Here is a 25,145-nt window from a genome sequence, read left to right on the forward strand (position 1 = left end):
TCCTTCAGTTGGTGCCGCCGGCATAGCGGGCGAGCACGGCGCTGGTGCCGTCCGTCCACAGGGCGCGCAGGGCGGTCGCGAAGGCGTCGCGGAAGGGCTGCGCCCGGCCGACCTCGCCATAGACATCCTCCATGTCGAGCCAAACGGCCGGCTCGTCGCGGGCATCCCTGGCGATCCGCGTCAGGCGGTCCCAGTTGGGGTCGTTCGGCTCGATCGGCCGGCCATCGTCGGTCGTCCCGAAGCAGTAGCGGCACCACAGCGCCGATTCCAGCGCGAGACCCTCGATTCCGGCGCCGGCCTTCAGGCGGTCGGCGATGGACGGGACGATGAATTTCGGCTGGCGGTTGGAGCCGTCCAGGCAGAGCCGGCGGATGGTGTCCTTGATCTTGGGGTTGGCGAAGCGGCGCTCGATGATGCCGAAATAGGAGTGCAGGTCGGTGCCCGGCACCGGCGGCACGGTGGGGATGATCTCCTCCCGCTCCACCTTCTGCAGGAAGGCGCGGATCAGCGGGGTTTCCATCGCCTCATGCGCGTAGGTGATGCCGAGCAGCCCGGCCGGATAGGCGATCACCGCATGGCCGCCGTTGAGGATGCGGATCTTCATCGTCTCGAAGGGCGTCACGTCGGGGACGAATTGCACGCCCACCGCCTCCAGCGCCGGGCGGCCGGCGGAGAAGCGGTCCTCCAGCACCCATTGGGTGAAGTCCTCGCAGAAGACCGGCCAGTTGTCGGCGATGCCGAAATCGCGGTCGAGCGTCTCGCGCTCCTGCACGCCGGTGGCCGGCGTGATGCGGTCGACCATGCCGTTGGGGAAGGCGACGGAGGCGTCGATCCAGGCGGCGAGGTCGGCGTCGATCTCCCTGGCGATGCCCAGCACGGCGTTGCGGGTGACGACGCCGTTGTGGGGGATGTTGTCGCAGGACATGACGGTGAAGGGCACCGTGCCGGCGGCGCGGCGGCGGGCCAGCCCGGCGACGATCAGGCCGAAGACCGTGGTCGGCCGGGACGGCACGGCGATATCGGCGCGGATGGCCGGGTGGCCGGCGTCGAACCTGCCGGCGGCGTCGATGTAGTAGCCGCCCTCCGTCACCGTCAGCGAGACGATGCGGATGGCGGGGTCGGCCAGCTTGGCGACGATGGCGTCGGTGTCGCCGACCGGCAGCATGCCGGTCATGGCGCCGGTGACGCGGGCGAGGCTCTGCGCGCCGGACTGCTCGACGACGGTGGTCAGCCAGTCCTGGCCCTCCAGCGCGTCTCGCATGCGCTGGTCCGACGGCATGACGCCGGCGCCGAGGATCGCCCAATCATGGTCGCGGCCCTGGGCGAACAGGCTGTCGAGATAGACCGCCTGATGGGCGCGGTGGAAGTTGCCGACGCCGAAATGCAGGATCCCGGCGGACAGGGCGGACCGGTCATAGGCCGGCACCGAGGCCCGCGCGGCGATGTCCGGAAGGGTGGCGGCGGAAAGGGCGATGGTCATGGTCGGGGGTCCTGCGGGGATCCTCCCTCTCCCCCCGGGGAGAGGGTCGGGGTGAGGGGGATGCATGGCTTAGATTGGGTGGGCGGCGTGGAGTGCGCGTTTCTTGAGAGTATTCGCTGTGCATCCCCCTCACCCTAACCCTCTCCCCGGGGGGAGAGGGGATCCCCTTGGGGGAGAGGGAGGCGCTTCAACTCATCCAGTTGCCGCCGTCGACGTTGTAGGTTTGGGCGACGATGTAGTCGGCCTCCCGGCTCGCCAGGAAGATCGCCATGCCGGTCAGGTCCTCGGCGCGGCCCATGCGGCCGAAGGGGACCGCTTCGCCGACCATGCGCTTCTTCTCGCCGGGCTGGAGGCCCTCGTGCTTGGCGAACAGGGCGTCGACGCCGTCCCAATGTTCTCCGTCGACCACGCCGGGGGCGATGGCGTTGACGTTGATGCCGTGCTTGATGAGATCGAGACCGGCCGACTGGGTCAGGCTGATGACCGCCGCCTTGGTGGCGCAATAGACGCCGACCAGCGCTTCGCCGCGCCGCCCGGCCTGGGACGCCATGTTGATGATCTTGCCGCCGCGCCCTTGCGTGATCATCCGCTTCGCCACCGCCTGCATGGTGAACAGGGTGCCGGCGACGTTGATCGAGAACAGCCGGTCGTAGCTCTCCCGCGTGATCTCGACGATGGGGGCGAGGTCGAACAGGGCGGCGTTGTTGACCAGGATGTCGATGCCGCCGGCCCGCTCCACCACCGCGGCGACCGCGGCGTCGATGGACGACTGGCTGGTCACGTCGAGCGCCACGGCATAGGCGCCGGGACCGATCTCCGCCGCCGCCGTCTCCGCCGCGGCGAGGTTGATGTCGGCGATGGCGACGGTGGCCCCCTCCGCGACATAGGCGGCGGCGAAGGCGCGGCCGATGCCGCGGGCGGCGCCGGTGACGATGGCCGATTTGCCGTCGAGACGTTTCATGGTGGTGAAGCCTTTCATGCCACTTTCGCACCGGCGGCGACGGCAGTCAGGGCGTTGCCCTGGGCGTCGAAGCGGTGGAGCTTTTCGGTTTGCGGCGTCAGCCAGACGCGGTCGCCGTGATGGACCGGGAATTCGCCGCCGGCCCGCGCCACCAGCGTGCCGATGCCCTCCACCTGCACATAGACGAAGGTGTCGGAGCCCAGATGTTCGGACACGGTGACCGTGCCGCCCCATCGGCCGCTTTCGGTCGAGAGCGTCAGATGTTCCGGGCGGATGCCGATGCAGTCGGCACCGTCGCCGCGCGCGGGCTCGCCCTCGACGAAGTTCATGCGGGGGGAGCCGATGAAGCCGGCGACGAAGCGGTTGCGCGGACGGCTGTAGAGGTCGATGGGGGATCCCACCTGCTCGATCCGGCCGGCGTTCAGCACGACGATCTTGTCGGCCATGGTCATGGCCTCCACCTGGTCGTGCGTCACATAGATCATGGTGGTGCCGAGGCTGGCGTGCAGCTCGGAGATTTCCAGCCGCATGTTGACGCGCAGTGCAGCGTCCAGGTTCGACAGCGGCTCGTCGAACAGGAAGGCGGTCGGCTCGCGGACGATGGCACGGCCGATGGCGACGCGCTGGCGCTGGCCGCCGGACAGCTGGCCCGGACGGCGGTCGAGATAGTTGGTGAGGTTCAGCACCTTCGCCGCCGCCTCCACTTTGCGGTCGATGGCGGCCTTGTCGAGCCGGGCCATCTTCAGCGGGAAGGCGATGTTGTTGCGAACGGTCATGTGCGGATAGAGCGCGTAGGACTGGAACACCATCGCCAGCCCGCGCTGGGCGGGGGCAGGGCGGTGGCGTCCTTGCCATCGATGCGGATGGTGCCGGACGACACGTCCTCCAGCCCGGCGATCAGGCGCAGCAGCGTGGACTTGCCGCAGCCCGACGGGCCGACGAACACAACGAACTCGCCGTCGCCGATGGAGAGATCCAGCGGCGGGATGACGGCGATGTCGCCGAAGCTCTTGGTGACGCGGTCGAGCGTGATCTGACCCATAGCGGGTTCCCCCTACTTCACGGCGCCGAAGGTCAGGCCGCGCACCAGCTGCTTCTGGCTGAACCAGCCGAGAACCAGGATCGGCGCGACCGCCATGGTCGAGGCGGCCGACAGTTTCGCGTAGAACAGCCCTTCGGGGCTGGAGTAGCTGGCGATGAAGGCGGTCAGCGGCGCCGATTGCGAGGCGGACAGGTTCAGCGTCCAGAACGCCTCGTTCCACGCCAGGATGATGTTCAGCAGCAGGGTGGAGGCGATGCCGGGCACCGCCATCGGCAGCAGGACGAACAGGATCTCGTCGCGCAGGCCGGCACCGTCCATCCTTGCGGCTTCCAGGATCTCGCCGGGGATTTCGCGGAAATAGGTGAACAGCATCCAGACGATGATCGGCAGGTTGATGAGCGTCAGGACGATGACCAACCCGATGCGGCTGTCGAGCAGCCCGAAGTCGCGGAACAGCAGGTAGATCGGGATCAGCACGCCGACCGGCGGCAGCATCTTCGTCGACAGCATCCACATCAGCACGTCGCGGGTGCGCTTGCCGGGGACGAAGGCCATCGACCAGGCAGCAGGAACGGCGACCAGCAGGCCGAGCAGCGTGGAGCCGACCGAGATGACGACCGAGTTCCAGAAATGGAGGAAATAGTCGGACCGTTGCCGGACCTCGGTGTAGTTCTCCAGCGTCCAGTCGAAGGCGAGGAAGCTGGGCGGAGTCGCCACCGCCTCCGCTTCCGTCTTGAAGCTGGTCAGGACGGTCCACAGGATGGGGAAGAAGATCGCGATCCCGATGGTCCAGGCGATCAGGGTCACGACCAGCTTGCGGCGGTTGGTTGCGGCGCGCGCCATGGTCAGATGTCCAGGTTGCGGCCGATCATCCTCATCAGGAAGACGGCGACGATGTTGGCGAGGACGACGGCGACGATGCCGCCCGCGGAGCCGCCGCCGACATCGAACTGCAGCAGCGACTGGGCATAGACGAGATAGGTGATGTTGGTGGTGGCGGTGCCGGGGCCGCCATTGGTCGTCACCAGGATCTCGGCGAAGACCGACAGCAGGAAGATGGTCTGGATCAGCGTCACCACCGTCATCGCACGTGCCAGATGGGGCAGGATGATGTGGATGAAGCGGTCGAGCGCGCCGGCGCCGTCCATCTCCGCCGCCTCCAGCCTTTCACGGTCGAGCGACTGCAGCGCGGTCAGCAGGATCAGCGTGGCGAAGGGCAGCCACTGCCACGTCACGATCAGAATGATCGAGGACAGCGGCGCCTCGGCCAGGAAATCGAAGGGCTGGAGGCCCAGCCCCTTGGCGATGGCGGCGAACAGGCCGTTCACCGGGTTCATCATCATGTTCTTCCACACCAGCGCCGACACCGTGGGCATGACGAAGAAGGGCGCGATGACCAGAAGGCGGACGATGCCCCGCCCCCAGAAAGGCTGGTCGAGCAGCAGGGCCAGCCCGATCCCGCCGGCGATGGTCAGCACCAGCACCCCGCCGACCAGCGCCAGCGTGTTGCCCAGTGCGGAGAAGAAGGCAGGATCGGTCAGGAAATACTGGTAGTTCAGCGTGCCGATGAACTCCTCCGTCCCCGGCATCAGCAGGTTGTAGCGCAGGAAGGAGAAGTAGAGCGTCATCACGAGCGGGATCAGCATCCAGCCGAGCAGCAGGATGACGGCCGGCGACATCGTCAGGCGCGCGGCTGCACGCGAATGGGCGGTGGCCATGGCTCGACCCTTGGGTAACGGCGTTGCGGGACGCGGCCGTCTTCGGCCGTGATGCCCACGAAGGGGCTGAGTTACGGACGGATCCGGCAATGCGGGAGCAATCCCCTCTCCCGTCCCGGGAGAGGGGAGGGGCCCGCCGCGAAGCGGTGGGAAGGGTGAGGGGTGTTCCAAGGAACCATGCGGTTCTGAATTCTCGTGCGCCCCCTCACCCTCCCCGCCTCCGGCGGGTCCCCTCCCTCTCCCGGGGCGGGAGAGGGCGTTGGTGATCCGCCTCGATCGCCTACTTGATGTAGCCGGCCTTGGTCATCTCGCGGGTGGCGAGCGTCTGGGCGGTCTGCAGGGCCTGATCGGCGGTCGTCTGGCCCGCGAGTGCGGCGGAGAAGGCCTGTCCGACCGCCGTGCCGATGCCCTGGAACTCGGGGATGGCGACGAACTGCACGCCGGTGTAGGGGACCGGCTTGACCGTCGGGTGCTGCGGATCGGCGGCCTGGATCGACTTCAGCGTCAGGTCGGCGAAGGGAGCGGCCTTGCGATACTCGGGATTGGCGTAAAGCGAGCTGCGGGTGCCCGGCGGCACGTTGGCCCAGCCCTCTTCCTTGGCGACGAGGTCGAGATACTCCTTGGACGTTGCCCAGGAGATGAAGGCCTGCGCCGCGTCGCCCTTTTTGCTGCTGGCGGGAACCGCGAGGCTCCAGGCCCACAGCCAGTTGGACCGCTTGCCGAGACCGGTGTCCGGGGCCAGCGCGTAGCCGACCTTGTCCGCCACCTTGCTCTGCGCCGGGTTGGAGACGAAGGAGGCGGCGACGGTGGCGTCGATCCACATGGCGCATTTGCCGGACTGGAACAGCGCCAGATTCTCGTTGAAGCCGTTGGAGGAGGCGCCCGGCGGGCCGGCGTCCTTCATCAGCCCGAGATATGTGGTCAGCGTCTGCTTCCACGGATCGGTGTTGAACTGGGGCTTCCAGTTCATGTCGAACCAGCTGGCGCCGAAGGAGTTCGCCATGGCGCTGAGGAAGGCCATGTTCTCGCCCCAGCCGGCCTTGCCGCGCAGGCAGATGCCGTAGACCTCGGCCTTCTTGTCGGTCAGCTTGCGCGCCGCGTCGGCGACGAAGGCCCAGGTCGGCGCCTCCGGCATGGTCAGGCCGGCCTTCTCGAACAGGTCCTTGCGGTACATGACCATCGAGCTTTCGCCGTAGAAGGGCGCGGCATAGAGCGTGCCGTCGGTGGTCAGGCCGCTGCGGATCGAGTGCAGCAGATCGTCGGCGTCATAGTTGGAGCCGAGCTTCGTCAGCGGCATCAGCCACTTCTGCTTGGTCCAGATCGGAACCTCGTAGGTGCCGATGGTGAGGATGTCGTACTGGCCGCCCTTGGTGGCGATGTCGGTGGTGACCCGCTGGCGCAGCACATTCTCTTCCAGCGTCACCCAGTTCAGCGTGATGCCGGGATTGGCCTTGGTGAAATGCTCCGCCAGCTTCTGCATGCGGATCATGTCGCCGTTGTTCACCGTGGCGATGGACAGAGTCTCCGCCTGGGCGGAACTGCCGAGAAACGCGGCGACGGCCGCGCCGATCAAGGAAAGCGCACGCTTCATTTCTGTTTTCCTCCCCAATGTCCCGTCCGGCCGCGCCCTGGCTTTCATCCCGCCGGCCCCGGCGACCAGTCGCCCGGATGCATCTGCGGCATTCGGTTTGTATGGCGTACGAACACTATGGCGCAGGCGGCGGAGGGACGCAATAAATAAATCACACTGATTTTGATATTGCGGAATGTCTCCCTCCCCGCCCAGCGCGGGAGGGTTGGGGTGGGGGCCTGCGAGAGCGGGAGAGAGGGGATGCAGGTGGTTTTCGGAGTAAGTGCGATAAGACATGGTGCATTGAGCGACGCGATTCTGTATCCTTGCCTATCCCTTCACACTCACCACCTCGTGAATCTCCCTCCCCTGGGGGCAGAGGAGTGCCTCACTCGACCAATTAATAAATCACTTTGATTTTGTTACGATTGGTTGTTATACGGACTATTGTTCGTAAACGAGGCGGGGGCGGCGGGAGGATGCGGGGCGGCGATACCACCGGGCTGCGCGCCTACAACGAGCGGCTGGTCATACATGCGCTGTTGCAGACCGGCACGCTGTCGAAGGCGGAGATCGCGCGGGAGACCGGACTGAGCGGGCAGGCGGCGTCGGTGATCGTCAACCGGCTGCTGGAGGACGGCCTGCTGGTCAAGCTGGACAAGGTGCGCGGGCAGGTCGGCCAGCCGTCCACCCCCATCGCGCCAAATCCGGACGGGGCCTATTCGCTGGGGGTGAAGATCGGCCGCCGCAGCGTCGAGGCGATCCTGATCAACCTGCTGGGCGAGGAATTGGGGGCGAGCCACGTGCGCTACGACGCGCCGCTGCCGGAACCGACGATCGCCACCGCGATCGCCCAGGCGGTCGGGCTGCTGGCCCACCTGTCGCCGGCGGCGCGGTCACGGGTGGTCGGGCTGGGCGTGGCGATGCCGGACGAGATTCACGCGTGGTCGGCGGAGCTGGGGCTGGCGCCGGGGGCGCTGGACGGCTGGCGCGATGCCGACATCGGCGGCGACTTCGCCCGCGAGACCGGGCTGCCGGTGACGCTCTACAACGACGCGGCGGCGGCCTGTGCGGCGGAAATGATCGCCGGCCACGCTATCACCAGCCGCAGCGCGCTCTACATCTATCTCGGCACCTTCATCGGCGGCGGGGTGGTGATCGACGGGCGGCTTTATCGGGGGGAGCAGGGGAATGCGGGGGCCATCGGCTCGATGCCCACGGGGCCGGCAGGGCCGGGCAATCCGCCGGGGCAGCTGATCCACAGCGCCTCCATCTTTCTGCTGGAACGGGAACTGGAGGCTGCCGGGATCGACCCGTCGGCGGCGCTGTCGGCCACGCTGGCCGATGGCGGCGGCGAGCGGGCCGACGCCATCTTCGATGCCTGGGCCGAAACGGCATGCGCCGAGCTGTCGCGCGCCGTCGTTTCCGCTCTCAGCGTCATCGACTTCCAGGAGGTGGTGGTCGACGGCTTCCTGCCGCCGTCCTGGCGCGACCGCTTCACGCAACGCCTGTCGGCGGCGGTGGAGCGCTTCAACCGGTCGGGGCTGAAGGCAGCACCGGTGACGGCGGGATCGATCGGCCCGATGGCCCGCGTGCTGGGTGCGGCGATGCTGCCGCTGAAGGCACGCTTCTCGCCCGACACCGATCTGCTGATCCGGTCGGGCATGGCTCGGGATTTGGTCTGACGGCTCGGAAGGGCGACCGGGGCGGCCTAGCCGAGCAGGGCCGCCGCTTCCGCCAGTGTCGGTGCCGAGTCTGCCGCACCGGCGCGGGTGGTGGCAAGCGCGCCGCAGGCGGCGGCGAAGCGCACCGCGCCGGCCAGATCGTCTCCGCGCGCCAGGGCGAAGGCCAGACCGCCATTGAAGCAGTCCCCGGCCGCGACCGTGTCGATTGCCGTCACCGGAAAGGGTGGGACGAAGCCCTGCTGGCCCAATCCCCGGTAATAGACGCCCTTGGCGCCCATCTTGACGATGGCGATGGACAGGCCGCGCTCCAACAGCCGGTCCGCGGCGGCGGCGGCTTCGTCCGGGCTGGTCGGCCGCACCCCGACCAGGGTCTCGGTCTCGGTCTCGTTGGGCGTCATGGCGTCGACGGCCCGGAAGACCTCCGCCGGCAGGCCATGGCGCGGTGCCGGCGCCGGGTCGAGGATAACGCGCCCGCCGCCGGCCCGCACCGCCGACGCCGCGGCCAGCCCGGCGGAGAGCGGGGTTTCCAGTTGCAGCAGCAGGACGGCGGAGGCGGCGAGCAGCGGGGCGGCCCGGGCCACGTCGTCCGTGCTCACCGCCATGTTGGCGCCGCCGACCACGGTGATGCAGTTCTCGCCCGAGGACTCGACGCCGATCACCGCGATGCCGGTGGGATGGTCCGGGTCCGCCGACAGATGGCCGGTGCGCACGCCGAAGCCGGCCAGCCGGCTGCGCGCCATCTCGCCGAAGGCGTCGCTTCCGGTGCGGCCGACCATCTCGACCTGACCGCCCAGCCGGGCCGCAGCCGCGGCCTGGTTGGCGCCCTTGCCGCCCAGCCCCATGGCATAGCCGCTGCCGTGCACGGTCTCGCCCAGACGCGGAAGCCGGTCGGAATAGGCGCAGACGTCGATGTTGACGCTGCCGAAGACGGTGATCGGGCGGCCAATGGGGAGCAGATTTACGGTCATGAAAGCCTCTCGCAGGGACGGCCGACCGAGGCGCGCAGCACGAGGTCGGGCGGCAGGGACAACAGCTCGGGCAGCGGCCGGCCGTCTTCCAGATGATCGATCAGAAGTTCCGCCGCGCGGGCGCCGAGCAGGCCCGCCGACTGGCGGATGGTGGAGAGCGGCGGGGTGAGATAGGCGGCCAGCTCGATGTCGTCATAGCCCAGCACCGACAGCCGATCCGGAACCGTCAGCCCGCGTTCGGCCGCGGCGCGCAGCACGCCGGCCGCCATCAGGTCGTTGAAGGCGAAGATCGCGTCGGGTGCTTCGCCGGCATCGAGCAGGTCCGCCGCCGCGGCATAGCCGCCGGCGATGGTCAGGTCGGCCTCGCGCAGCCGGGCGGGGTCGAGCGTCAGGCCGGCCTTGCCCAGCTCTTCGACGAAGCCGGCCAGCCGGGCGCGGGAGCGTGGATGGCGCCCCGGACCGGTGATGCAGGCGATGCGGCGGAAGCCGCGCTCCGCCAGCAGCCGGGCGGCCAGCCGCCCGCCCATCACCGAATCGTCGGTCACCGTGCAGGCGCCCGGACGCGGGTCGGTGTCGAGCAGCAGCAGCGGCAGGTCGGGGGCGCGGCCCTGGACATCGTTGAGGAAGCCGGGGTCGGCGTTGCTGGTCATCACCGCGAGCCCGTCGATCCGGCGGTTGTGCAGCGCCTCGAAGGCGCGGATCTGCTTGCCCGGCTCGTCGTCGGTGTTGCACAGGATCAGGCTGTAGCCGCGGTCGGAACTGACCGTTTCCAGCCCATGGATGACATGGGCGAAGAAGGGGTTGGAACTGGCGGTGACGATCATCCCGAGCGTGCGGGTGCGGTTGCCCTTCAGCGCGCGGGCGATGCCGTTCGGCGTGTAGCCCAGCCGCTCGATGGCGGCGCGCACCAGCTGCTCGGTCTCCGGCGCCACGAAGCGGGTGGCGTTGACGACGTGGGAGACGGTGCTCATCGACACGCCGGCCTCGCGGGCCACATCCCTGATCGTCACCATGCCGCCGCTCCCTGGTTTGTCTCCCTCTCCCGTCCCGGGAGAGGGAAGGGGCCCGCGAAGCGGGAAGGGTGAGGGGTTAGGCACGAAGCCATGCGCTTCGGGAGTCTTGGATCACCCCTCACCCTCCCCCGCCTTCGGCGCGGGTCCCCTCCCTCTCCCGGGGCGGGAGAGGGCTGTTGTCGCCGAATGTGATGCTGTGCCTTACTTCGTCACCATCTTCAGCTCAACCGGGGTGAAGGCCGGGACCTTCTCGCCTTTCAGCACCTTGTCGGCGGTCTCGACGCCCTTTTCGCCGATCAGGCCGGCCTGCTGGGCGACCGAGGCGGTCAGGGTGCCGGCATTGATGGCGGCGATGCCTTCGTCGGTGCCGTCGAAGCCGACCACCGGGATCTTGCGGCCCGAGGCCTGGACAGCCTTGACCGCACCCAGCGCCATCTCGTCGTTGTGGGCGAACACCACGTCGATCTTCTGCTGGGCCTGGAGGATGTTCTCCATGACGTTCAGCGCCTTGGTGCGGTCGAAGTCGGCCGGCTGGCTCGCCACCACCTTGATCCCGGCGGCCTTGTCGACCACGTCGTGGAAGCCCTTGCCGCGGTCGCGGGCGGCCGAGGCGCCCGGCAGGCCCTGCAGCTCGACGACGGCGCCCTGGCCCTTCAGCATGTCGACCACCAGCTGCCCGGCCATCCGGCCGCCCGCCACGTTGTCGGACGCGATGTGGGAGACGACCTCGCCGCCATTGGCCGAGCGATCGAGCGTCACCACCGGGATCTTGGCGCGGTTGGCCGAACGGACCGCCGAGCGCACCGCATCGGAATCGGTCGGGTTGACCAGCAGAAGCTTGACCTTCTTGTTCACCACGTCCTCGACGTTGGCCAGCTCCTTAGCCGGATCGTTCTGGGAATCGAGGACCAGCAGGTTGTAGCCCAGCGCCTTGGCCTTGGCCTCGGCCCCGTTCTTCAGCGTGACGAAGAACGGGTTGTTGAGGGTCGAGACGACCAAGGCGATGGTGTCGGCCGCCTGGGCGTTGGCCGAGGCGAACAGGGCGGTGGCGGCGACGGTGGCGGCAACGGTGGTAGCGGTCAGAAGCTTACGCATGGCTGGTTTTCCTTCCTCATCGTTCTTGTTCGTGCAGCGGGGACAGCAGAAAGGGCCGATCCGGAAAAGCGGTCGCCTTACGACGACTTGCGGCTGTCGGCGAGCACCGCGAGCAGGATGACCGCACCCTTGGCGATCATCTGGTAATAGGAGGAGACGTCCATCAGGTTCAGCGCGTTGTTCAGCACCCCGATGATGAGGGCGCCGACCAGCGTGCCGAACAGGGTGCCCTTGCCGCCGGACAGGCTGGTCCCGCCGACCACCACGGCGGCGATGGCGTCCAGTTCGTAGCCGGCGCCGGCGGTCGGCTGCGCGCTTTCCAGCCGGGCGGTCAGGATGACGCCGGCCAGCGCCGCCAGCAGGCCCGACAGGGCGTAGATCGTCGTCTTCTCGAGATTGACGCGGATGCCCGACAGCCGGGCCACAACCTCGTTGCCGCCGACCGCATAGGTGTAGCGGCCGAAGCGGGTCCGGGTCAGGACGAGGCCGCAGACGGCGAAGACGACGCCCGCGATCACCACCGGCACCGGAATGCCGAGCAGATAGCCGCCGCCGACGCTCCAGAAGGCATCGGCCGCCGCACCGGTCCCGGTGGTGATCGGCCGCCCGTCGGTGAAGACCAGGGTGGCGCCGCGCAGCATGGTCATGGCGACCAGCGTGGCGACGAAGGGCTGCACGCCGCCGGTGCCGATGACGACGCCGTTGACGGCGCCCAGCCCGGCGCCCAGCAGCAGGCTGATGGGGATGGCGAGCCAGATCGACATGTCCCCCGCCACCAGCCAGGCGCACACCGCCCCGCAGAAGGCCAGGACCGAGCCGACCGACAGGTCGATGCCGCCCGACAGGATGACATAGGTCATGCCCACCGCGATCACCGCGTTGATCGAGGTCTGCCGCAGGATGTTCAGCAGATTGTCGACGGTCAGGAAGCTGGGGCTGAGGATGGCGACAACGGCCATCAGCACGATCAGGCCGACCAGCGGCTTGTTGCGGGACAGGAATCGTATCAGCATGGTCATCGTCGTCTCTCTTCCGGCGCTCATCCGATGGCGCAGGCCATGATCTTTTCCTGGGTTGCCTCGTCCCGGCCGAAGCGGCCGGTGATCCGCCCGCCGGCCATGACGAGGATGCGGTCCGACAAGCCCAGCAGTTCCGGCATGTCCGACGACATCAGCAGGATGCACAGGCCCTGGGCCTTGAGGCCGTTGATCAGGCCGTAGATTTCCCGGCGGGCGCCGACATCGACGCCGCGCGTCGGCTCGTCCAGGATCACGACCTTGGGCGACAGCATCAGCGCCTTGGCCAGCGAGATCTTCTGCTGGTTGCCGCCCGACAGCGTCCGCACCTCCGCCCCGATGCCGTGCGCCTTGACCGAGAAGGCGGCCATGAAGCGGTCGATGGCCGTGCGCTCGTCGGCCTGCCGGACGATGCCGGCCGGTCCGCAGAGCTGCGTGAGGGCGGCCAGCGACATGTTGGTGCGGATGGAGTGGGACTGGATCAGCCCCTCCGCCTTGCGGTCCTCGGGCACATAGGCGATGCCGGCGGCCACGCCGTCGCGGGGATGGCGCAGCCGCACCTCCGCCCCATCGACCAGGACGCGTCCGGCGCGCAGCCGGCTGGCGCCGAAGATCGCCTTGCCCAGTTCGGTCCGCCCGGCGCCCATCAGCCCGGCGAAGCCCAGGATCTCGCCGCCGGCGGCGGTGAAGCTGACGTCGTTCACCCCCTCGGCGCTCAAGCCTTCCACCGCCAGCCGTTCGGACCCGGCGGGGCAGGGCAGGTAGGGGTACTGGTCGGTGATGGAGCGGCCGACCATGTGGCGGATCAGTTCCCCCTCGTCGAGGTCGGCGACGGCGCTGCGGTGGACCATATGGCCGTCGCGCAGCACGGTGACGCTGTCGCACAGCGCGAAGATCTCGCCCAGCCGGTGCGAGATGTAGACGATGCCCTTGCCCTCCGCCTTCAGGCCGCGGATCACCTCGAACAGGACGGCGGTCTCGACATCGGTCAGGGCGTCGGTCGGCTCGTCCATGATGATGAGTTCGGCGTTCAGCGACAGGGCGCGGGCGATCTCCACCATCTGCTGCTGGCCGACGCTGAGGCTGCCGACCGACCGGTCCGGGTCGATGGACTGGCGCAGCCGCTGCAGCAGGGCCGCCGCCTCGCGCCGCATCCGGGCGCGGTCGATCAGGCCCAGCCGGTTCACGGGCTCGCGCCCCAGCCAGATGTTGTCGGACACCGAAAGATGCGGCAGCAGGTTCAGTTCCTGGTGGATCATGGCGATGCCGGCGTCGATCGCCTGCCGCGGCGCGGTGAAGCTCACCGCCTGCCCGCGGAACATCATCGCCTTCGCCGAATCCGGCGGGATGATGCCGGTGACGATGCGCATCAGCGTCGATTTGCCGGCGCCGTTCTCGCCGATCAGCGCCATGACCTCGCCGGCGCGCAGGCGGAAATCCACCCCGTCCAGCACCGTGACGCCGTTGAACCCCTTGCCGACCCCCCGGAGGTCGAGCAGGAACCCGGTTTCTGGGTCCATGTCAGCCTCGCGGATCAGAAGGTTACGCCGGAATAGAGCAGGATGTTGGCGTAGGGGGAGCATTCGCCCGTGCGCACCACGGCGGCCGAGCCGGCGGTCAGCCGCTTGAACTCCTCATGCGGAACCTCGTCCAGGGCAATGGCACGGCCCTGGGCCGCCGCCATGCGATCCAGCCGTTCGGCCAGTACGGCGCGCAGGGACGGATTCACCGCCGCCATCTCCGCCGCGATCACCGCGCGCTCGACCATCATTTCCCCGGCGACCGCGTCGAGGACCTGGAGGAAGGAGGGCAGGCCGGGCGTCACCGCCAGATCGATGCGCTCCGGACCGGCGGGGATCGGCAGTCCGGCATCGGCGATGGTCAACGCCTGGGTGTGGCCCAGCGACGCGACGGCGTGGCTGAGCGGGGCATTGAGAAGGCCGATCCGTTTCATGGCAAAGCGGGCTCCAACAGGGCGGGACAGCGGGAGCCTAGCGTCGTCGAAACGTTTGCGCAAACGTTTGCGGTGCTGCGGCGCACCAATTCGGTGCCGCAGCGCGGTGCAGTGCTGGTCCGGCGTCCGTGTGCCGGTTCACCGCGGCATGCGGCTTTGCGGAGTCTGGTAGACCTCGCTGAAATGCGTGCGGAACAGACGCATGGCCGGCGTCAGCTCGACCCCTTGGCGCCAAGCCAAGCCGACATCCATTGCCGGAACCCGCTCACGCATGATGATCGTCTCGATGCGTTTGCCTTCCAGCGACCATGGCCGGTAGACCATGTCGGACAGGATGGTCACGCCCTGGCCGTTGGCGACCGTTGAGCGCACGGCTTCGATCGACGAGGTGCGCAGCCGCACGTTGGGGCGGAAGGGGGAGGCGCTCCAGTAGCGGGTGGTCCAGTGGGCGGCCTCGTCGACGGTCAGCATGATGTAGGGATGCTCGGCCACATCCTGCAGCCCGACGGAATCGAGTTCCAGCAGCCGGTGCCCGGCCGGCACCCACAGGCGCCGCTGGCTTCCGATCAGCGTTTCGGTCGTCAGCTCCGGATTGCTGATGTTGGAGGTCAGGACCACCGCCATGTCGAGCCGGCCGGTGATCAGATTGTCCTCGATCATCTCGCGCGTCAGCTCGTGGATGTGGATGCGCAGGTTTGGGTAGCGCCGCTCCAGCCGCTCCAGATGCTGCGGCAGGAAGTATCCGAGAACCGTATAGCTGGCTCCGATGGACAGGCTGCCGGCGACCTCCGCCGCTGTATCGGCCGGATGCAGCGCCTCCTCCACGCTCGCCATGATGCGATGGCTCGCGGCCAGGAAACGGCGGCCGGTGTCGGTCAGCTCCATCCCCTGGGCGGTGCGGACGAACAGCCGTCCACCGACCTCCGCCTCCAGTTCCTTGATGGCGGAGGTGATCGCGGACTGGGAAATCGACAGCTCGCGCGCCGCACGCGACACCTGCCCCAGATTGGCGGTGGCGATGAAATATTTCACGTGGCGGAAATTCAGCATGGTTAGCCCCGGATTTTCACATGGCCGGATATCGAAAAATCAGAATATGCCTAAATCCTGCACGGGCCAAGTTTGCTCAAGAACGGCGGATTTTCGCGATGATGCCCGATTTTCAGGCGGAATCGGACAGCGGAAAAACAGATAAAGCAATCTCAGAAATTAGAAATTGCAAAGGGCAGCGAACAACATACGCTCATATGGCAAGGCAGCCATTCCACGGACTCATCCCTGGGGCTCAGCGCCCCTGGTTCCGTAAGCAAGCAAGGGAGTAAGGCGTTGGCTCGTACAATGGTCGATCTCAACTGTGACCTCGGCGAGGGGTACGGCCAGTGGACGCTCGGCGAAGCCTCCGACGACGCGTTGATGGACCTCATCAGCTCGGCCAATGTCGCCACCGGCTTCCATGCGGGCGATCCCAACCTGATGGATCGCGTGGTGCGGCTGGGGGTCGAGCGCGGCGTGGCCCTGGGCGCCCACCCCGGCTACCGGGACCTGCAGGGCTTCGGCCGCCGCGTCATCCAGGCCAAGCCCGAGGAGTTGGTGAACGACATCCTCTATCAGGTCGGCGCGCTGCGCGAATTCGCCCGCCGCCACGGCACCCGGCTGCAGCATGTCAAGCCGCATGGCGCCCTTTACATGGAGGCGGCGAAGGACGAGACGCTGTCGCGTCTGATGGTCGAGGCGCTGCTGAAGTCCAGCCCCGACACGCTGCTGTTCTGCATGGACGTGTCGAAGACCTGCGCCGTTGCCGAGGCGGCCGGCCTGCCGGTCATCCGCGAATTCTACGCGGATCGCGACTATGACCGCAGCGGCTCCATCGTCTTCGCCCGCCGCATGCGGCCGCTCGACCCGGCGGAGGTCGCCGACAAATGCGTCCGCGCCTGCCGCGACGGCAAGGTGCGGACGGTGGAGGGCGACGACATCGACATCGCCTTCGACTCGATCTGCTTCCACTCCGACACGCCGGGCGCGCTCGCCATCGGAACCGCCGTGCGCGACGCCCTGCTGAAGGATGGTCTGCGCATCGTCGCGGCCGCCGATCTGGTCGCCCAGACGCGCTGACATCCTCCGGTCTTTTCAGTCCCGCCTCCAGACAGCCCGTTGAAGAAGGAATGTTTCGATGCCCGAGATCCGCTCCCCCTTCCCGGTTCCTTCTACCGGCGCCCCGCCCCCGGCCAGCCGCCCTTCAAGGAGGTCGGCGACCGGGTGGAGCCGGGCGACGTCATCGGCCTCGTCGAGGTGATGAAGAGCTTCAACGAGATCCGCGCCGATGTCGGCGGCACCATCCTGAGCTTCGCGGTGGAGGATGAGGAGCCGGTAATGGCCGGCGCCGTCCTCGTCGAGCTGGAAGGCTGACGGCGATGACGATCCGTCGCCTGTTCGTCGCCAACCGCGGCGAGATTGCGGTGCGGATCATCCGCGCCGCCAAGAGCCTGGGGATCGGGACGGTCCAGGCCTATTCCGAAGCCGACCGCGACATGCTGGCGGTCAAGCTGGCCGACGAGGCGGTCTGCGTCGGCCGTCCGGCCGCCCGGCATTCCTATCTCGATGCGGCGGGGCTGGTGGCCGCCGCGCGGAAAGCCGGCTGCGATGCCGTCCATCCCGGCTACGGCTTCCTGTCGGAGAATGCCGACTTCGCCGAGATGGTGGAGAGCTTCGGCATGGTCTTCGTCGGTCCGAAGCCCGACACCATCCGCCGCATGGGCGACAAGGCCGCCGCCCGCGAGGCCGCCATCGCCGCGGGGGTGCCGGTGGTGCCCGGATCGCAGGGCCGCGTCGCCGATGTCGATGCAGCGCTCGCCGCTGCGGAAACCATCGGCTATCCGGTGATGATCAAGGCGGCGGCCGGCGGCGGTGGGCGCGGCATCCGCATCGCCGAGACTCCCGACGAGCTGCGCCGCCTCGCCCCGCAGGCCCAGTCGGAGGCCCAGGCCGCCTTCGGTGATGGCGGGCTCTATCTGGAACGGGTGATCCAGAATGCCCGCCACATCGAGGTGCAGATCCTCGGCGACGGTACCCGCGCCATCCACTGTTTCGAGCGCGAATGCTCGCTGCAGCGCCGCCGCCAGAAGGTGTGGGAGGAGGCGCCTGCCGCCTGCCTGGACGAGGCAACCCGCGCGCGGCTCTGCGCCTCGGCGGTGGCGCTGGCCGAAAGCGTCGGCTACCGCGGTGCCGGCACGCTGGAATATCTCTACGACGAGCCGACCGGCGCCTTCTACTTCATCGAGATGAACACCCGCATCCAGGTCGAGCATCCGGTGACCGAGATGATCACCGGCATCGATCTGGTGGCGGCGATGATCCGCATCGCCGGGGGCGAGCCGCTGCCCGTCACCCAGGATCAGGTGACGCGGTCCGGCCACGCCATCGAGGTGCGCATCAACGCCGAGGATCCGGCCGCCGGCTTCCTGCCCAGCCCCGGCACCATCGAAAGCCTGTCGGTGCCGGCCGATCCGGAGGTCCGTTTCGACGGCATGATCTACGAGGGCTATACGGTTCCGCCCTTCTACGACTCCCTGCTCGGCAAGCTGATCGTGCACGGCGCAACGCGGGACGAAGCCATCGACCGCATGGCGGCGGCGCTGGAGGGCTTCGCCGTCACCGGGCTGAAGACCACCGTCCCGCTGCACAAGGCGCTGGCCGCCGACCCGGATGTCCGGGCGGGCAGGGCGCACACCCGGTTCCTGGAAGGCTGGCTGGCTGGGAACCCCGCATTCGATCCCCAGAAGGCCGCGTAATAGGAGCACCGGATGCAGACCCGCTATTCCTACGGTGGCGACGAGCACATCTTCGTCGAGATGGACGAGGAGATGTCGCTCGAAGCCTTCTTCAAGAGCATGTCGATCACCAATGCGGTCCGGGCCGCACACATCGACGGCATCACCGAGATCTGCCCGGCCAACGGCAGCTTCCAGATCAAGTTCGACCCCGACCGCATCGCCCCGGACGAGTTGATGGGCCGGCTGCGCGCGCTGGAACAGGCGGCGGACAAGGCGGAGAAGCGGCTGGAGACCCGCATCGTCGAGGTGCCGGTCTTCTATCGCGATCCCTGGACCACCGAAACGCTGATGCGCTTCCGCGAGCGGCACCAGGACCCGCAGAGCACCGATCTGGAATACGCCGCCCGGATGAACGGTTACGACACGGTGGAACAGTTCATCCACGCCCACCATGCCTCGCCCTGGTTCGTGTCGATGGTGGGGTTCGTCGCCGGCCTTCCCTTCCTCTACCAGCTGGTCGAGCGGTCGCGGCAGATCCAGGTGCCGAAATATTTGCGCCCGCGCACCGACACGCCCAAGCACACCATCGGCCATGGCGGCTGCTTCGGCTGCGTCTATTCGGTGCGTGGCGCCGGCGGCTACCAGATGTTCGGCATCACGCCGATGCCGATCTACGACCCCACCCAGAAGGTCTCCTACCTGCGCGAGTTCATGGTGTTCTTCCGCCCCGGCGACATCGTGAAATGGAAGCCGATCGACCGCGAGGAATACGACGCCATCACCGCCGACGTCGCGGCCAACCGCTACGAACCGCGCATCCGCAAGGTCACCTTCGATCTGGACGGCTTCAACGCGGACATCGACGGCACCAACCAGCGGCTGATGGAGACCCTCCATGGCGTTTAAGGTTCTCAACCCCGGCCTGCTGACCACCGTCCAGGATCTCGGCCGGCCCGGCTATTTCCATCTCGGCATCCCGATGTCGGGGGCGATGGACCGTTACGCGCTGCGTGCCGCCAACCTGCTGGTCGGCAATCCGGAAGGGGCGGCGGCGCTGGAGGCGGTCTTCATGGGGCCGCATCTGGAATTCGAGGTGGACGCCACCGTCGCCGTCACCGGCGCCGACCTGCCGGCCCGCGTCGATGGCGAACCCCATCCGGCCTGGACCGCCTTCCCGGTGCGCGCCGGACAGGTTCTGTCCTTCGATTATCTGAAGGGCGGCGCCCGCGCCTACATCGCGATCTCCGGCGGCATCGACACCCCGCCGGCGCTGGGCAGCCGCTCCACCTACATCATCGGCGCACTCGGCGGCTATCACGGCCGGGCGCTGGCGGCGGGCGACATGGTGCCGCTGGGCAAGCCGGGCGCACTGCGGCACGGCACCGAGGTGCCCGACGCCCTGCGCCGGACAGTGGGCAAGAGCGCCGAGCTGCGCGTGCTGCCCGGCCTCTACTGGCGCCTCATCACCGAGGAGGCCGGGCGCAACTTCTTCGAGGACAGCTGGAAGGTGGCGCCGGAAGCCGACCGCATGGGCTACCGGTTCCGCGGCGGGCGCCCCTTCACCTTCGAGCCGCGCGAACAGCCCTTCGGCGCCGGCTCCAACCCGTCCAACATCGTCGATGCCTGCTATCCCTACGGCTCGATCCAGGTGCCGGGCGGTACCGAGCCCATCGTTCTGCACCGCGACGCCGTATCCGGCGGCGGCTATTTCACGCTGGGCGCGGTGATCTCCGCCGACATGGACCTGATCGGCCAGATGCAGCCCCACACCGGCGTCCGTTTCGTCAAGGTCGACATGGATCAGGCGCTGGCTGCCCGCGCCGAAGAAGCCGGTCGCCTGGCCCGCCTGCGCGAAGCCCTGGCCTGACCGGAAGGGAGGCGGCACCCCGTCCGCCGCCTCCCTCCTTTTTAAACATCCCCAATCCGTCCCATCCCATGCCGTGGAGACCACCCGCATGAACGACCTCGCTCGCGCTCTTGTCGCCGCCACAGTTCTTGGAAGCAGCCTCGCCGCCGCCGGCCCGGCATCCGCCGCGGAGTGGTTCCCCTATCCGGCGGTGGAGGTGACGCCCGCCTTTTCCGCCGACGGCAGGCCGAAGGACATCTCCTACAGCCCGCTGCCCAAGGCGGCGAAGAAGTGGGACATCTGCGTGTCCTTTCCGCACATGAAGGACGCCTACTGGCTCGGCGTCGATTACGGCGTGGTGGAGGAAGCCAGACGGCTGGGGGTGAAGGTCACCGTGGTGGAAGCCGGCGGCTACACCGAGCTGAACAAGCAGATCAGCCAGATCGAGGATTGCGTCGCCCGTGGCGCCAATGCCGTGGTGATCGGCGCCATCAGCTTCGACGGGCTGAACAATCTGGTGGCGGAGCTGGCGAAGAAGAACATTCCGGTGATCGACGTCATCAACGGCATCTCCTCCCCGGCGCTGACCGCCAAGTCCCTGGTGTCCTTCCACACCATGGGGGCGGAGGCCGGCCGCTACCTCGCGGCGAAGCATCCCGCCGGCAGCCCGCCGGTGAAGGTCGGCTGGTTCCCCGGCCCGGCCGGTGCCGGCTGGGTCGAGGCTGCCAACAAGGGCTTCATGGAGGCGGTGGCCGGCTCCGCCGTGCAGGTGCTGGAACCGCGATACGGCGATACCGGCAAGGAGGCGCAGCTGCGGCTGGTCGAGGATGCGCTGCAGGCCACGCCCGACATCAAGTACATCGCCGGCACCGCCGTGACCGCCGAGGCGGCGCAGGGCTTGCTGCGGGAGCGCGGGCTGACCGACAAGGTCGGTCTGATCGCCTTCTACATGACGCCCGGCGTCCACCAGGGCATCAAGCGCGGCTTCATCCAGGCGGCCCCGGCCGATTCGATGGTCATCCAGGGCCGGATCGCCATCGATCAGGCGGTGCGGGCGCTGGAGAAGGCCGATCTGGTCCGCCATGTCGGCCCGAAGATCTTCGTCGTCGACAAGAGCAATGTCGGCAGCGTGCCGCGCGACGCCATCCTGCCGCCGGACAATTTCTCCCCGGTTTTCAGCGTGAAGTGAGGCTGTTTCCCCCGTCGCCGGCTTCCCGATGGGGCCGGCGGCGGGGGCCATCCGGAGTGTGCGCATGTCCCCTCCCGTCCTGATCCGGACCGTCGCCCTGACCAAGCGCTATCCCGGCGTCACCGCGCTGGACCGCGTCGATTTCGACCTGCGCCCCGGCGAGGTGCATGTGCTGTTCGGGGAGAACGGCGCTGGTAAATCGACCCTGATCTCGCTGCTGGCCGGGGTCTCCGCCCCCAGCGAGGGCGAGATTCTGCTGCGCGGCCGGCATGTCCGCTTCACCGGCGTCGCCGATGCCCGCGCCGCCGGCATCTCCGCCGTCTTCCAGGAATTCTCGCTGGTCCCGACCCTGACGGTGGCGGAGAACCTGTTCCTGGGCGACGAGCCGATGAGCGGCCCATTTCTCGACCGCCGGGCGATGCGGCGCAAGGCCGCCGCCCTGTTCGCCGAGCTTGATTTCGCCATTGATCCGAAACGGCTGGTCGCCACGCTGAGCCGCGCCGAACAGCAGATGGTGGAGATCGCCAAGGCCCTGCACGGCGAGGTCGGCATCCTGATCCTCGACGAGCCGACGGCCTCGCTGACCGACCGGGAGGTCGATCATCTGTTCGCGGTGATCGCGCGCATGAAGGCGCGTGGCGTCGGCATCGTCTACATCTCGCACCGGATGCAGGAGTTCGCCCGCATCGCCGACCGCGTCACCGTCCTGCGCGACGGACGGCGGATCGGCACCGTGGCGATGGCCGACACCAGCGAGGCGGCCCTGCTTGAGATGATGGCCGGCCGCGCCATCGCCGAAATCTACCCGTCCATTGCCCGCAACCCCGGTCCGGTCCTGCTGCGGACGGAGGGGCTGCGGGCGTGGGGCGTTCATGGCGTCGATCTGGAGGTCCGCGCGGGCGAGGTGCTGGGCGTGGCCGGCCTCGTCGGCTCAGGCAAGTCGCGCAGCTTCCGGGCGCTGATGGGGCTGCTGCCCATCCAGGCGGGGCGGGTGACCGTCCGGGGGCGCGACCTCACCGGTGCGGCGACCCGCGAGCTGATGCGTGCGGGCCTCTGCTATGTGCCGCCCGACCGCAAGACCGAAGGGTTGCAGCTGGCCTTCAGCACGCGGGACAATCTGGCCCAGGGGGAACTGGCCGGCACGCCGGGCCGCTTCGGCCTGCTGCCCTGGCGGCGCATCCGCAAGCGTTGCGAGGCGACCGCCGAACGGGTCGAGCTGCCGGCCGCCTATCGCGGCCGGGCCGTCGGAAAGCTGTCGGGCGGCAACCAGCAGAAGGCGCTGTTCGGCCGTGCGCTCGGCCGCGACTACGACCTTTACATCTTCGACGAGCCGACCGTCGGCGTCGACATGGGCGCTCGTGCCGCCATCTACCGCCTGATCCGCGAACTGGCCGAGGCCGGCAAGGCGGTGGTCGTCATTTCCTCCGACCTGCCGGAGGCGATGAACCTCGCCCACCGCCTGCTGGTCTTCGCCCATGGCCGCATCGCCGCCGAACTGGAAGGCGACGCCATCACCGAGACGGCCATCCTTTCCCACTTCTTCGATCCCGTTCCGTCGGCTGCCATCCCGCCGGTCCCCACCATCGACCAGGAAGCGAGACTGCCCGCATGAGCGCCACCTCATCCGCCGCATCGCCGTCCTCCGGCACCGCCCCGGCCACCACCACCGTCCGGCTGCGCGCGGCCGGGCGGGCGCTGTTCATCCGCCTGGGCGTGCTGCCCTTCTTCCTGGCGGCGGCGCTGATCGTGTTCACGCTCGCCTCCGACCGCTTCCTGACCGCCGACAATCTCGTCAACGTGATGCGCCAGTCGGTCTATCTGGTTCTGGTGTCGCTGGGTCAGATGACGGTGCTGATCACCGGCGGGTTCGATCTCGCGGTCGGGGCGACCGTCGCCCTCACCTCCGTGGTGTCGGCGCTGGCGATGGCGGCACTCGCCACGATGTTCCCGGATTCCCCGGCCCTGGTGATCGCGCTGGGCGCGCTGGCCGGTTTCGCGGTGGCGGCGCTGGTCGGTCTGGCGAATGGCGCCGGCGTCGCGCTGTTCGGCGTCTCGCCCTTCATCATGACGCTGGGCGTCAGTTCCGTGGCGGCGGGCGGATCGCTGTTCCTGACCGGCGGCGTCCCGGTGTCCGGCCTGCCGGTGGAGTTCGCCGAGCTGTTCGGCTTCGGCCGCTGGATGGGCATTCCGGTGCCGGTGCTGGTCGCCGCCGTGGCGGTCGCGGTCGCCTGGGTCGTCATGACGCGCACCAGGATCGGCGCCCACCTCTATGCCGTCGGCGGCAACATCAAAGCCGCCAGACTGTCGGCCATCGACACCGGGCGCACGCTGATCGTCGCCTATGTCCTGTGCGCCCTGATCGCGGCGCTGACGGGCCTGTTGCTGACGGCCCGGGTGGAATCGGGAGAGGCCAATCTGGGCGGAACGCTCGCCCTGGAGTCCATCGCCGCCTGCGTGATCGCCGGCGTGTCGCTCCGCGGCGGCATCGGCCGGGTGGAGACCGTCGTGCTGGGCGCCCTGTTCATCGTGCTGGTCCAGAACGGCATGAACCTGGCGCAGGTCGGATCCTATCTGCAGATGGTGCTGCTGGGCGGGCTTCTGATTCTCGCGGTGATCTTCGATCAGATCCGCTACCGCATGATGATGGACGCCTGATTCCATCGCGTCACGGACGATGTTCTCCGTTGACGGCAGGGGCGTCTTCGGAATGCCCGGCCGGGGGATCGCGTGACGCTCGGCCAGGGGACCTCCCCATCACGCTCGACAAGCCGCTGCCCGGCCTGCCGCCGGTGGCGGAATCCGCGTGAGGGTGGAGGGTGTGTTTCATCGTTCTTGAGTGGGAGGTGGGTTTCAAAGGCCCGGAACGACCCCATCTCTACGGCTCCCGGCCATGGCCGGGCTGGCGGTTCCCGTACCGGCCCCTGAACCCACGAAGAGGAAGGGAACGATGAGCAATCTGAGCAAAGTTCTCGGCGTCATATTGGCCAATGGCCTTGCCGGCCGCACCGGCCGGGGGCCGGCCTTTGCCGCCGCGATGCCTCTGCTCCTTGGCAAGAAGGGCAAGAAGAAAAAGAAATATTACGGACACGGCTATGGCATGCCGCATGGACCGGCCGCGGGGATGGGCGGGCTGGCGGGCGGATTTGCCGGCGGGCACGGATCGGGACTGCTTCAGAAGGCGGGTCTCGCTTCGCTCGCCTATCTCGCCTACCGCGCCTATCAGGAAAGCCAGAAGCCGGCCATGTCCGGACAGACATCCGGACCGCAGCCTCCTCCTCCGGCCGCGAGCGGACCGCTGGGGGGCATTCTCAACCGGCTCGGGCTGGGCGGGGCGCTCGGCGGCGCGCTGGGCGGTGCAATGGGGGGCACCACGCGCGGCAGTGTGATGGGTGGCGGCGTGATGGGCGGCGGCATGGGTGGCGGCGCCGGAATGGGCGGCCTCGGTGACCGTCTCGCCGGGGTGCTGCGTGGCGGCACGCCGGAACCCGATCTGGGCGACGCCAAGGCGCTTCTGCTGATCCGCGCCATGATCGCCGCGGCGAATGCGGACGGCCGGATTTCCCCCGACGAACAGCGCCGCATCCTCGACAGCCTGGACGCCGCCCAGGCCGATCTGGAAGACCGGCGGATCGTCGAGGCGGAGTTGCGGTCGCCGCGCCCGATGGACGACATCGTGCGCGAGGTGCGCGACCCGGAAACGGCGGAGCAGGTCTATCTCGCCTCCGAGCTGGCGGTGCGCGGCGGCAGCGAGGTCGACCGCCAGTATCTGGCCTACCTCGCCGCCCGCCTCGGCCTGCCGGAGGACCGGCGCCGGGAGCTGGATTCTATGGTGTGACCC

22 protein-coding genes and 1 pseudogene are annotated in these 25,145 nt (G+C 68.4%); 10 read left to right on the forward strand and 13 right to left on the reverse strand.

Annotation, left to right across the window (positions count from 1 at the left end):
* Positions 1-4: 4 nt before the first annotated feature.
* From AB8P05_RS23975 to AB8P05_RS24000, 6 genes and pseudogenes are all read right to left on the reverse strand, one after another.
* On the reverse strand, positions 5-1,480 hold the full coding sequence (locus AB8P05_RS23975) for a mannitol dehydrogenase family protein (protein WP_472761173.1): 1,476 nt from the start codon (positions 1,478-1,480) through the stop codon (positions 5-7).
* 187 nt (positions 1,481-1,667) lie between these two features.
* Positions 1,668-2,441, reverse strand: coding sequence for an L-iditol 2-dehydrogenase (locus tag AB8P05_RS23980; protein ID WP_472761174.1), 774 nt, complete (start codon positions 2,439-2,441; stop codon positions 1,668-1,670).
* A gap of 14 nt (positions 2,442-2,455) precedes the next feature.
* Positions 2,456-3,483 (reverse strand): annotated as a pseudogene (locus tag AB8P05_RS23985) (ABC transporter ATP-binding protein).
* A 12-nt stretch (positions 3,484-3,495) separates the two neighbouring features.
* A complete protein-coding gene (locus AB8P05_RS23990) occupies positions 3,496-4,326 on the reverse strand; it encodes a carbohydrate ABC transporter permease (protein ID WP_472761175.1) in 831 nt (276 codons plus the stop codon).
* 2 nt (positions 4,327-4,328) lie between these two features.
* Positions 4,329-5,201, reverse strand: coding sequence for a carbohydrate ABC transporter permease (locus AB8P05_RS23995; RefSeq protein WP_472760706.1), 873 nt, complete (start codon positions 5,199-5,201; stop codon positions 4,329-4,331).
* 280 nt (positions 5,202-5,481) lie between these two features.
* Positions 5,482-6,792 carry an ABC transporter substrate-binding protein gene (locus tag AB8P05_RS24000; RefSeq protein ID WP_472760707.1) on the reverse strand — a complete coding sequence of 437 codons (1,311 nt, stop codon included), beginning with the start codon at positions 6,790-6,792 and terminating at the stop codon, positions 5,482-5,484.
* A 458-nt stretch (positions 6,793-7,250) separates the two neighbouring features.
* Here AB8P05_RS24000 and AB8P05_RS24005 point away from each other — a divergent pair, with 458 nt between their 5' ends.
* On the forward strand, positions 7,251-8,456 hold the full coding sequence (locus tag AB8P05_RS24005) for an ROK family transcriptional regulator (protein WP_472760708.1): 1,206 nt from the start codon (positions 7,251-7,253) through the stop codon (positions 8,454-8,456).
* A gap of 26 nt (positions 8,457-8,482) precedes the next feature.
* On the opposite strand, the gene rbsK is transcribed toward AB8P05_RS24005, so the two are convergent.
* The 7 genes from rbsK to AB8P05_RS24040 all read right to left on the reverse strand — a co-directional run bounded on the left by rbsK (position 8,483) and on the right by AB8P05_RS24040 (position 15,552).
* Positions 8,483-9,424, reverse strand: coding sequence for a ribokinase (rbsK, locus tag AB8P05_RS24010; protein ID WP_472760709.1), 942 nt, complete (start codon positions 9,422-9,424; stop codon positions 8,483-8,485).
* Positions 9,421-10,437, reverse strand: a complete 1,017-nt coding sequence (locus AB8P05_RS24015) for a LacI family DNA-binding transcriptional regulator (protein ID WP_472760710.1) — start codon at positions 10,435-10,437, stop codon at positions 9,421-9,423. Before AB8P05_RS24015 ends, rbsK begins: the two co-directional genes overlap by 4 nt.
* A gap of 201 nt (positions 10,438-10,638) precedes the next feature.
* Positions 10,639-11,532, reverse strand: coding sequence for a ribose ABC transporter substrate-binding protein RbsB (gene rbsB / locus AB8P05_RS24020; RefSeq protein WP_472760711.1), 894 nt, complete (start codon positions 11,530-11,532; stop codon positions 10,639-10,641).
* A gap of 77 nt (positions 11,533-11,609) precedes the next feature.
* Positions 11,610-12,575, reverse strand: a complete 966-nt coding sequence (gene rbsC / locus AB8P05_RS24025; RefSeq protein WP_472760712.1) for a ribose ABC transporter permease — start codon at positions 12,573-12,575, stop codon at positions 11,610-11,612.
* Complete coding sequence (locus AB8P05_RS24030; RefSeq protein ID WP_472760713.1) at positions 12,572-14,068, reverse strand: sugar ABC transporter ATP-binding protein; 1,497 nt, start codon at positions 14,066-14,068, stop codon at positions 12,572-12,574. Before AB8P05_RS24030 ends, rbsC begins: the two co-directional genes overlap by 4 nt.
* Before the next feature lie 14 nt (positions 14,069-14,082).
* Positions 14,083-14,502 (reverse strand): D-ribose pyranase, encoded by a 420-nt coding sequence (gene rbsD, locus AB8P05_RS24035; protein ID WP_472760714.1) that lies wholly within the window; start codon positions 14,500-14,502, stop codon positions 14,083-14,085.
* Positions 14,503-14,640: 138 nt separating this feature from the next.
* Positions 14,641-15,552, reverse strand: coding sequence for a LysR family transcriptional regulator (locus AB8P05_RS24040; protein WP_014189244.1), 912 nt, complete (start codon positions 15,550-15,552; stop codon positions 14,641-14,643).
* A 276-nt stretch (positions 15,553-15,828) separates the two neighbouring features.
* On the opposite strand from AB8P05_RS24040, the gene AB8P05_RS24045 reads away from it, so the two are divergent.
* The 9 genes from AB8P05_RS24045 to AB8P05_RS24085 all read left to right on the forward strand — a co-directional run bounded on the left by AB8P05_RS24045 (position 15,829) and on the right by AB8P05_RS24085 (position 25,142).
* Positions 15,829-16,614 (forward strand): 5-oxoprolinase subunit PxpA, encoded by a 786-nt coding sequence (locus AB8P05_RS24045; protein WP_455174841.1) that lies wholly within the window; start codon positions 15,829-15,831, stop codon positions 16,612-16,614.
* Positions 16,615-16,653: 39 nt separating this feature from the next.
* Complete coding sequence (locus AB8P05_RS24050; RefSeq protein ID WP_472760715.1) at positions 16,654-16,908, forward strand: acetyl-CoA carboxylase; 255 nt, start codon at positions 16,654-16,656, stop codon at positions 16,906-16,908.
* Between the two features lie 5 nt (positions 16,909-16,913).
* On the forward strand, positions 16,914-18,290 hold the full coding sequence (locus AB8P05_RS24055) for an acetyl-CoA carboxylase biotin carboxylase subunit (protein ID WP_472760716.1): 1,377 nt from the start codon (positions 16,914-16,916) through the stop codon (positions 18,288-18,290).
* A 12-nt stretch (positions 18,291-18,302) separates the two neighbouring features.
* The gene (locus AB8P05_RS24060) at positions 18,303-19,178 is read left to right on the forward strand and encodes a 5-oxoprolinase subunit B family protein (protein WP_455174843.1); all 876 of its coding nucleotides are present in this window, start codon (positions 18,303-18,305) and stop codon (positions 19,176-19,178) included.
* Positions 19,168-20,139 carry a 5-oxoprolinase subunit C family protein gene (locus AB8P05_RS24065; protein ID WP_472760717.1) on the forward strand — a complete coding sequence of 324 codons (972 nt, stop codon included), beginning with the start codon at positions 19,168-19,170 and terminating at the stop codon, positions 20,137-20,139. The genes AB8P05_RS24060 and AB8P05_RS24065 overlap by 11 nt, the downstream gene beginning before the upstream one ends.
* Positions 20,140-20,227: 88 nt before the next feature.
* Positions 20,228-21,307, forward strand: coding sequence for a TMAO reductase system periplasmic protein TorT (gene torT / locus AB8P05_RS24070; RefSeq protein WP_472760718.1), 1,080 nt, complete (start codon positions 20,228-20,230; stop codon positions 21,305-21,307).
* A gap of 64 nt (positions 21,308-21,371) precedes the next feature.
* Positions 21,372-22,919, forward strand: a complete 1,548-nt coding sequence (locus AB8P05_RS24075; RefSeq protein WP_472760719.1) for a sugar ABC transporter ATP-binding protein — start codon at positions 21,372-21,374, stop codon at positions 22,917-22,919.
* Positions 22,916-23,962 (forward strand): ABC transporter permease, encoded by a 1,047-nt coding sequence (locus AB8P05_RS24080; protein WP_472760720.1) that lies wholly within the window; start codon positions 22,916-22,918, stop codon positions 23,960-23,962. The genes AB8P05_RS24075 and AB8P05_RS24080 overlap by 4 nt, the downstream gene beginning before the upstream one ends.
* Before the next feature lie 292 nt (positions 23,963-24,254).
* On the forward strand, positions 24,255-25,142 hold the full coding sequence (locus AB8P05_RS24085) for a tellurite resistance TerB family protein (RefSeq protein ID WP_472760721.1): 888 nt from the start codon (positions 24,255-24,257) through the stop codon (positions 25,140-25,142).
* The last annotated feature ends 3 nt before the right edge of the window (positions 25,143-25,145 follow it).

It is taken from the genome of Azospirillum sp. VT-I1 (assembly GCF_055698305.1).

Coding starts and splice junctions, on each gene's coding strand:
- AB8P05_RS23975 (WP_472761173.1), bottom strand. CDS start 1,480: ATGACCATCGCCCTTTCCGCCGCCACCCTTCCGGACATCGCCGCGCGG.
- AB8P05_RS23980 (WP_472761174.1), bottom strand. CDS start 2,441: ATGAAACGTCTCGACGGCAAATCGGCCATCGTCACCGGCGCCGCCCGC.
- AB8P05_RS23990 (WP_472761175.1), bottom strand. CDS start 4,326: ATGGCGCGCGCCGCAACCAACCGCCGCAAGCTGGTCGTGACCCTGATC.
- AB8P05_RS23995 (WP_472760706.1), bottom strand. CDS start 5,201: ATGGCCACCGCCCATTCGCGTGCAGCCGCGCGCCTGACGATGTCGCCG.
- AB8P05_RS24000 (WP_472760707.1), bottom strand. CDS start 6,792: ATGAAGCGTGCGCTTTCCTTGATCGGCGCGGCCGTCGCCGCGTTTCTC.
- AB8P05_RS24005 (WP_472760708.1), top strand. CDS start 7,251: ATGCGGGGCGGCGATACCACCGGGCTGCGCGCCTACAACGAGCGGCTG.
- rbsK (WP_472760709.1), bottom strand. CDS start 9,424: ATGACCGTAAATCTGCTCCCCATTGGCCGCCCGATCACCGTCTTCGGC.
- AB8P05_RS24015 (WP_472760710.1), bottom strand. CDS start 10,437: ATGGTGACGATCAGGGATGTGGCCCGCGAGGCCGGCGTGTCGATGAGC.
- rbsB (WP_472760711.1), bottom strand. CDS start 11,532: ATGCGTAAGCTTCTGACCGCTACCACCGTTGCCGCCACCGTCGCCGCC.
- rbsC (WP_472760712.1), bottom strand. CDS start 12,575: ATGAGCGCCGGAAGAGAGACGACGATGACCATGCTGATACGATTCCTG.
- AB8P05_RS24030 (WP_472760713.1), bottom strand. CDS start 14,068: ATGGACCCAGAAACCGGGTTCCTGCTCGACCTCCGGGGGGTCGGCAAG.
- rbsD (WP_472760714.1), bottom strand. CDS start 14,502: ATGAAACGGATCGGCCTTCTCAATGCCCCGCTCAGCCACGCCGTCGCG.
- AB8P05_RS24040 (WP_014189244.1), bottom strand. CDS start 15,552: ATGCTGAATTTCCGCCACGTGAAATATTTCATCGCCACCGCCAATCTG.
- AB8P05_RS24055 (WP_472760716.1), top strand. CDS start 16,914: ATGACGATCCGTCGCCTGTTCGTCGCCAACCGCGGCGAGATTGCGGTG.
- AB8P05_RS24060 (WP_455174843.1), top strand. CDS start 18,303: ATGCAGACCCGCTATTCCTACGGTGGCGACGAGCACATCTTCGTCGAG.
- AB8P05_RS24065 (WP_472760717.1), top strand. CDS start 19,168: ATGGCGTTTAAGGTTCTCAACCCCGGCCTGCTGACCACCGTCCAGGAT.
- torT (WP_472760718.1), top strand. CDS start 20,228: ATGAACGACCTCGCTCGCGCTCTTGTCGCCGCCACAGTTCTTGGAAGC.
- AB8P05_RS24075 (WP_472760719.1), top strand. CDS start 21,372: ATGTCCCCTCCCGTCCTGATCCGGACCGTCGCCCTGACCAAGCGCTAT.
- AB8P05_RS24080 (WP_472760720.1), top strand. CDS start 22,916: ATGAGCGCCACCTCATCCGCCGCATCGCCGTCCTCCGGCACCGCCCCG.
- AB8P05_RS24085 (WP_472760721.1), top strand. CDS start 24,255: ATGAGCAATCTGAGCAAAGTTCTCGGCGTCATATTGGCCAATGGCCTT.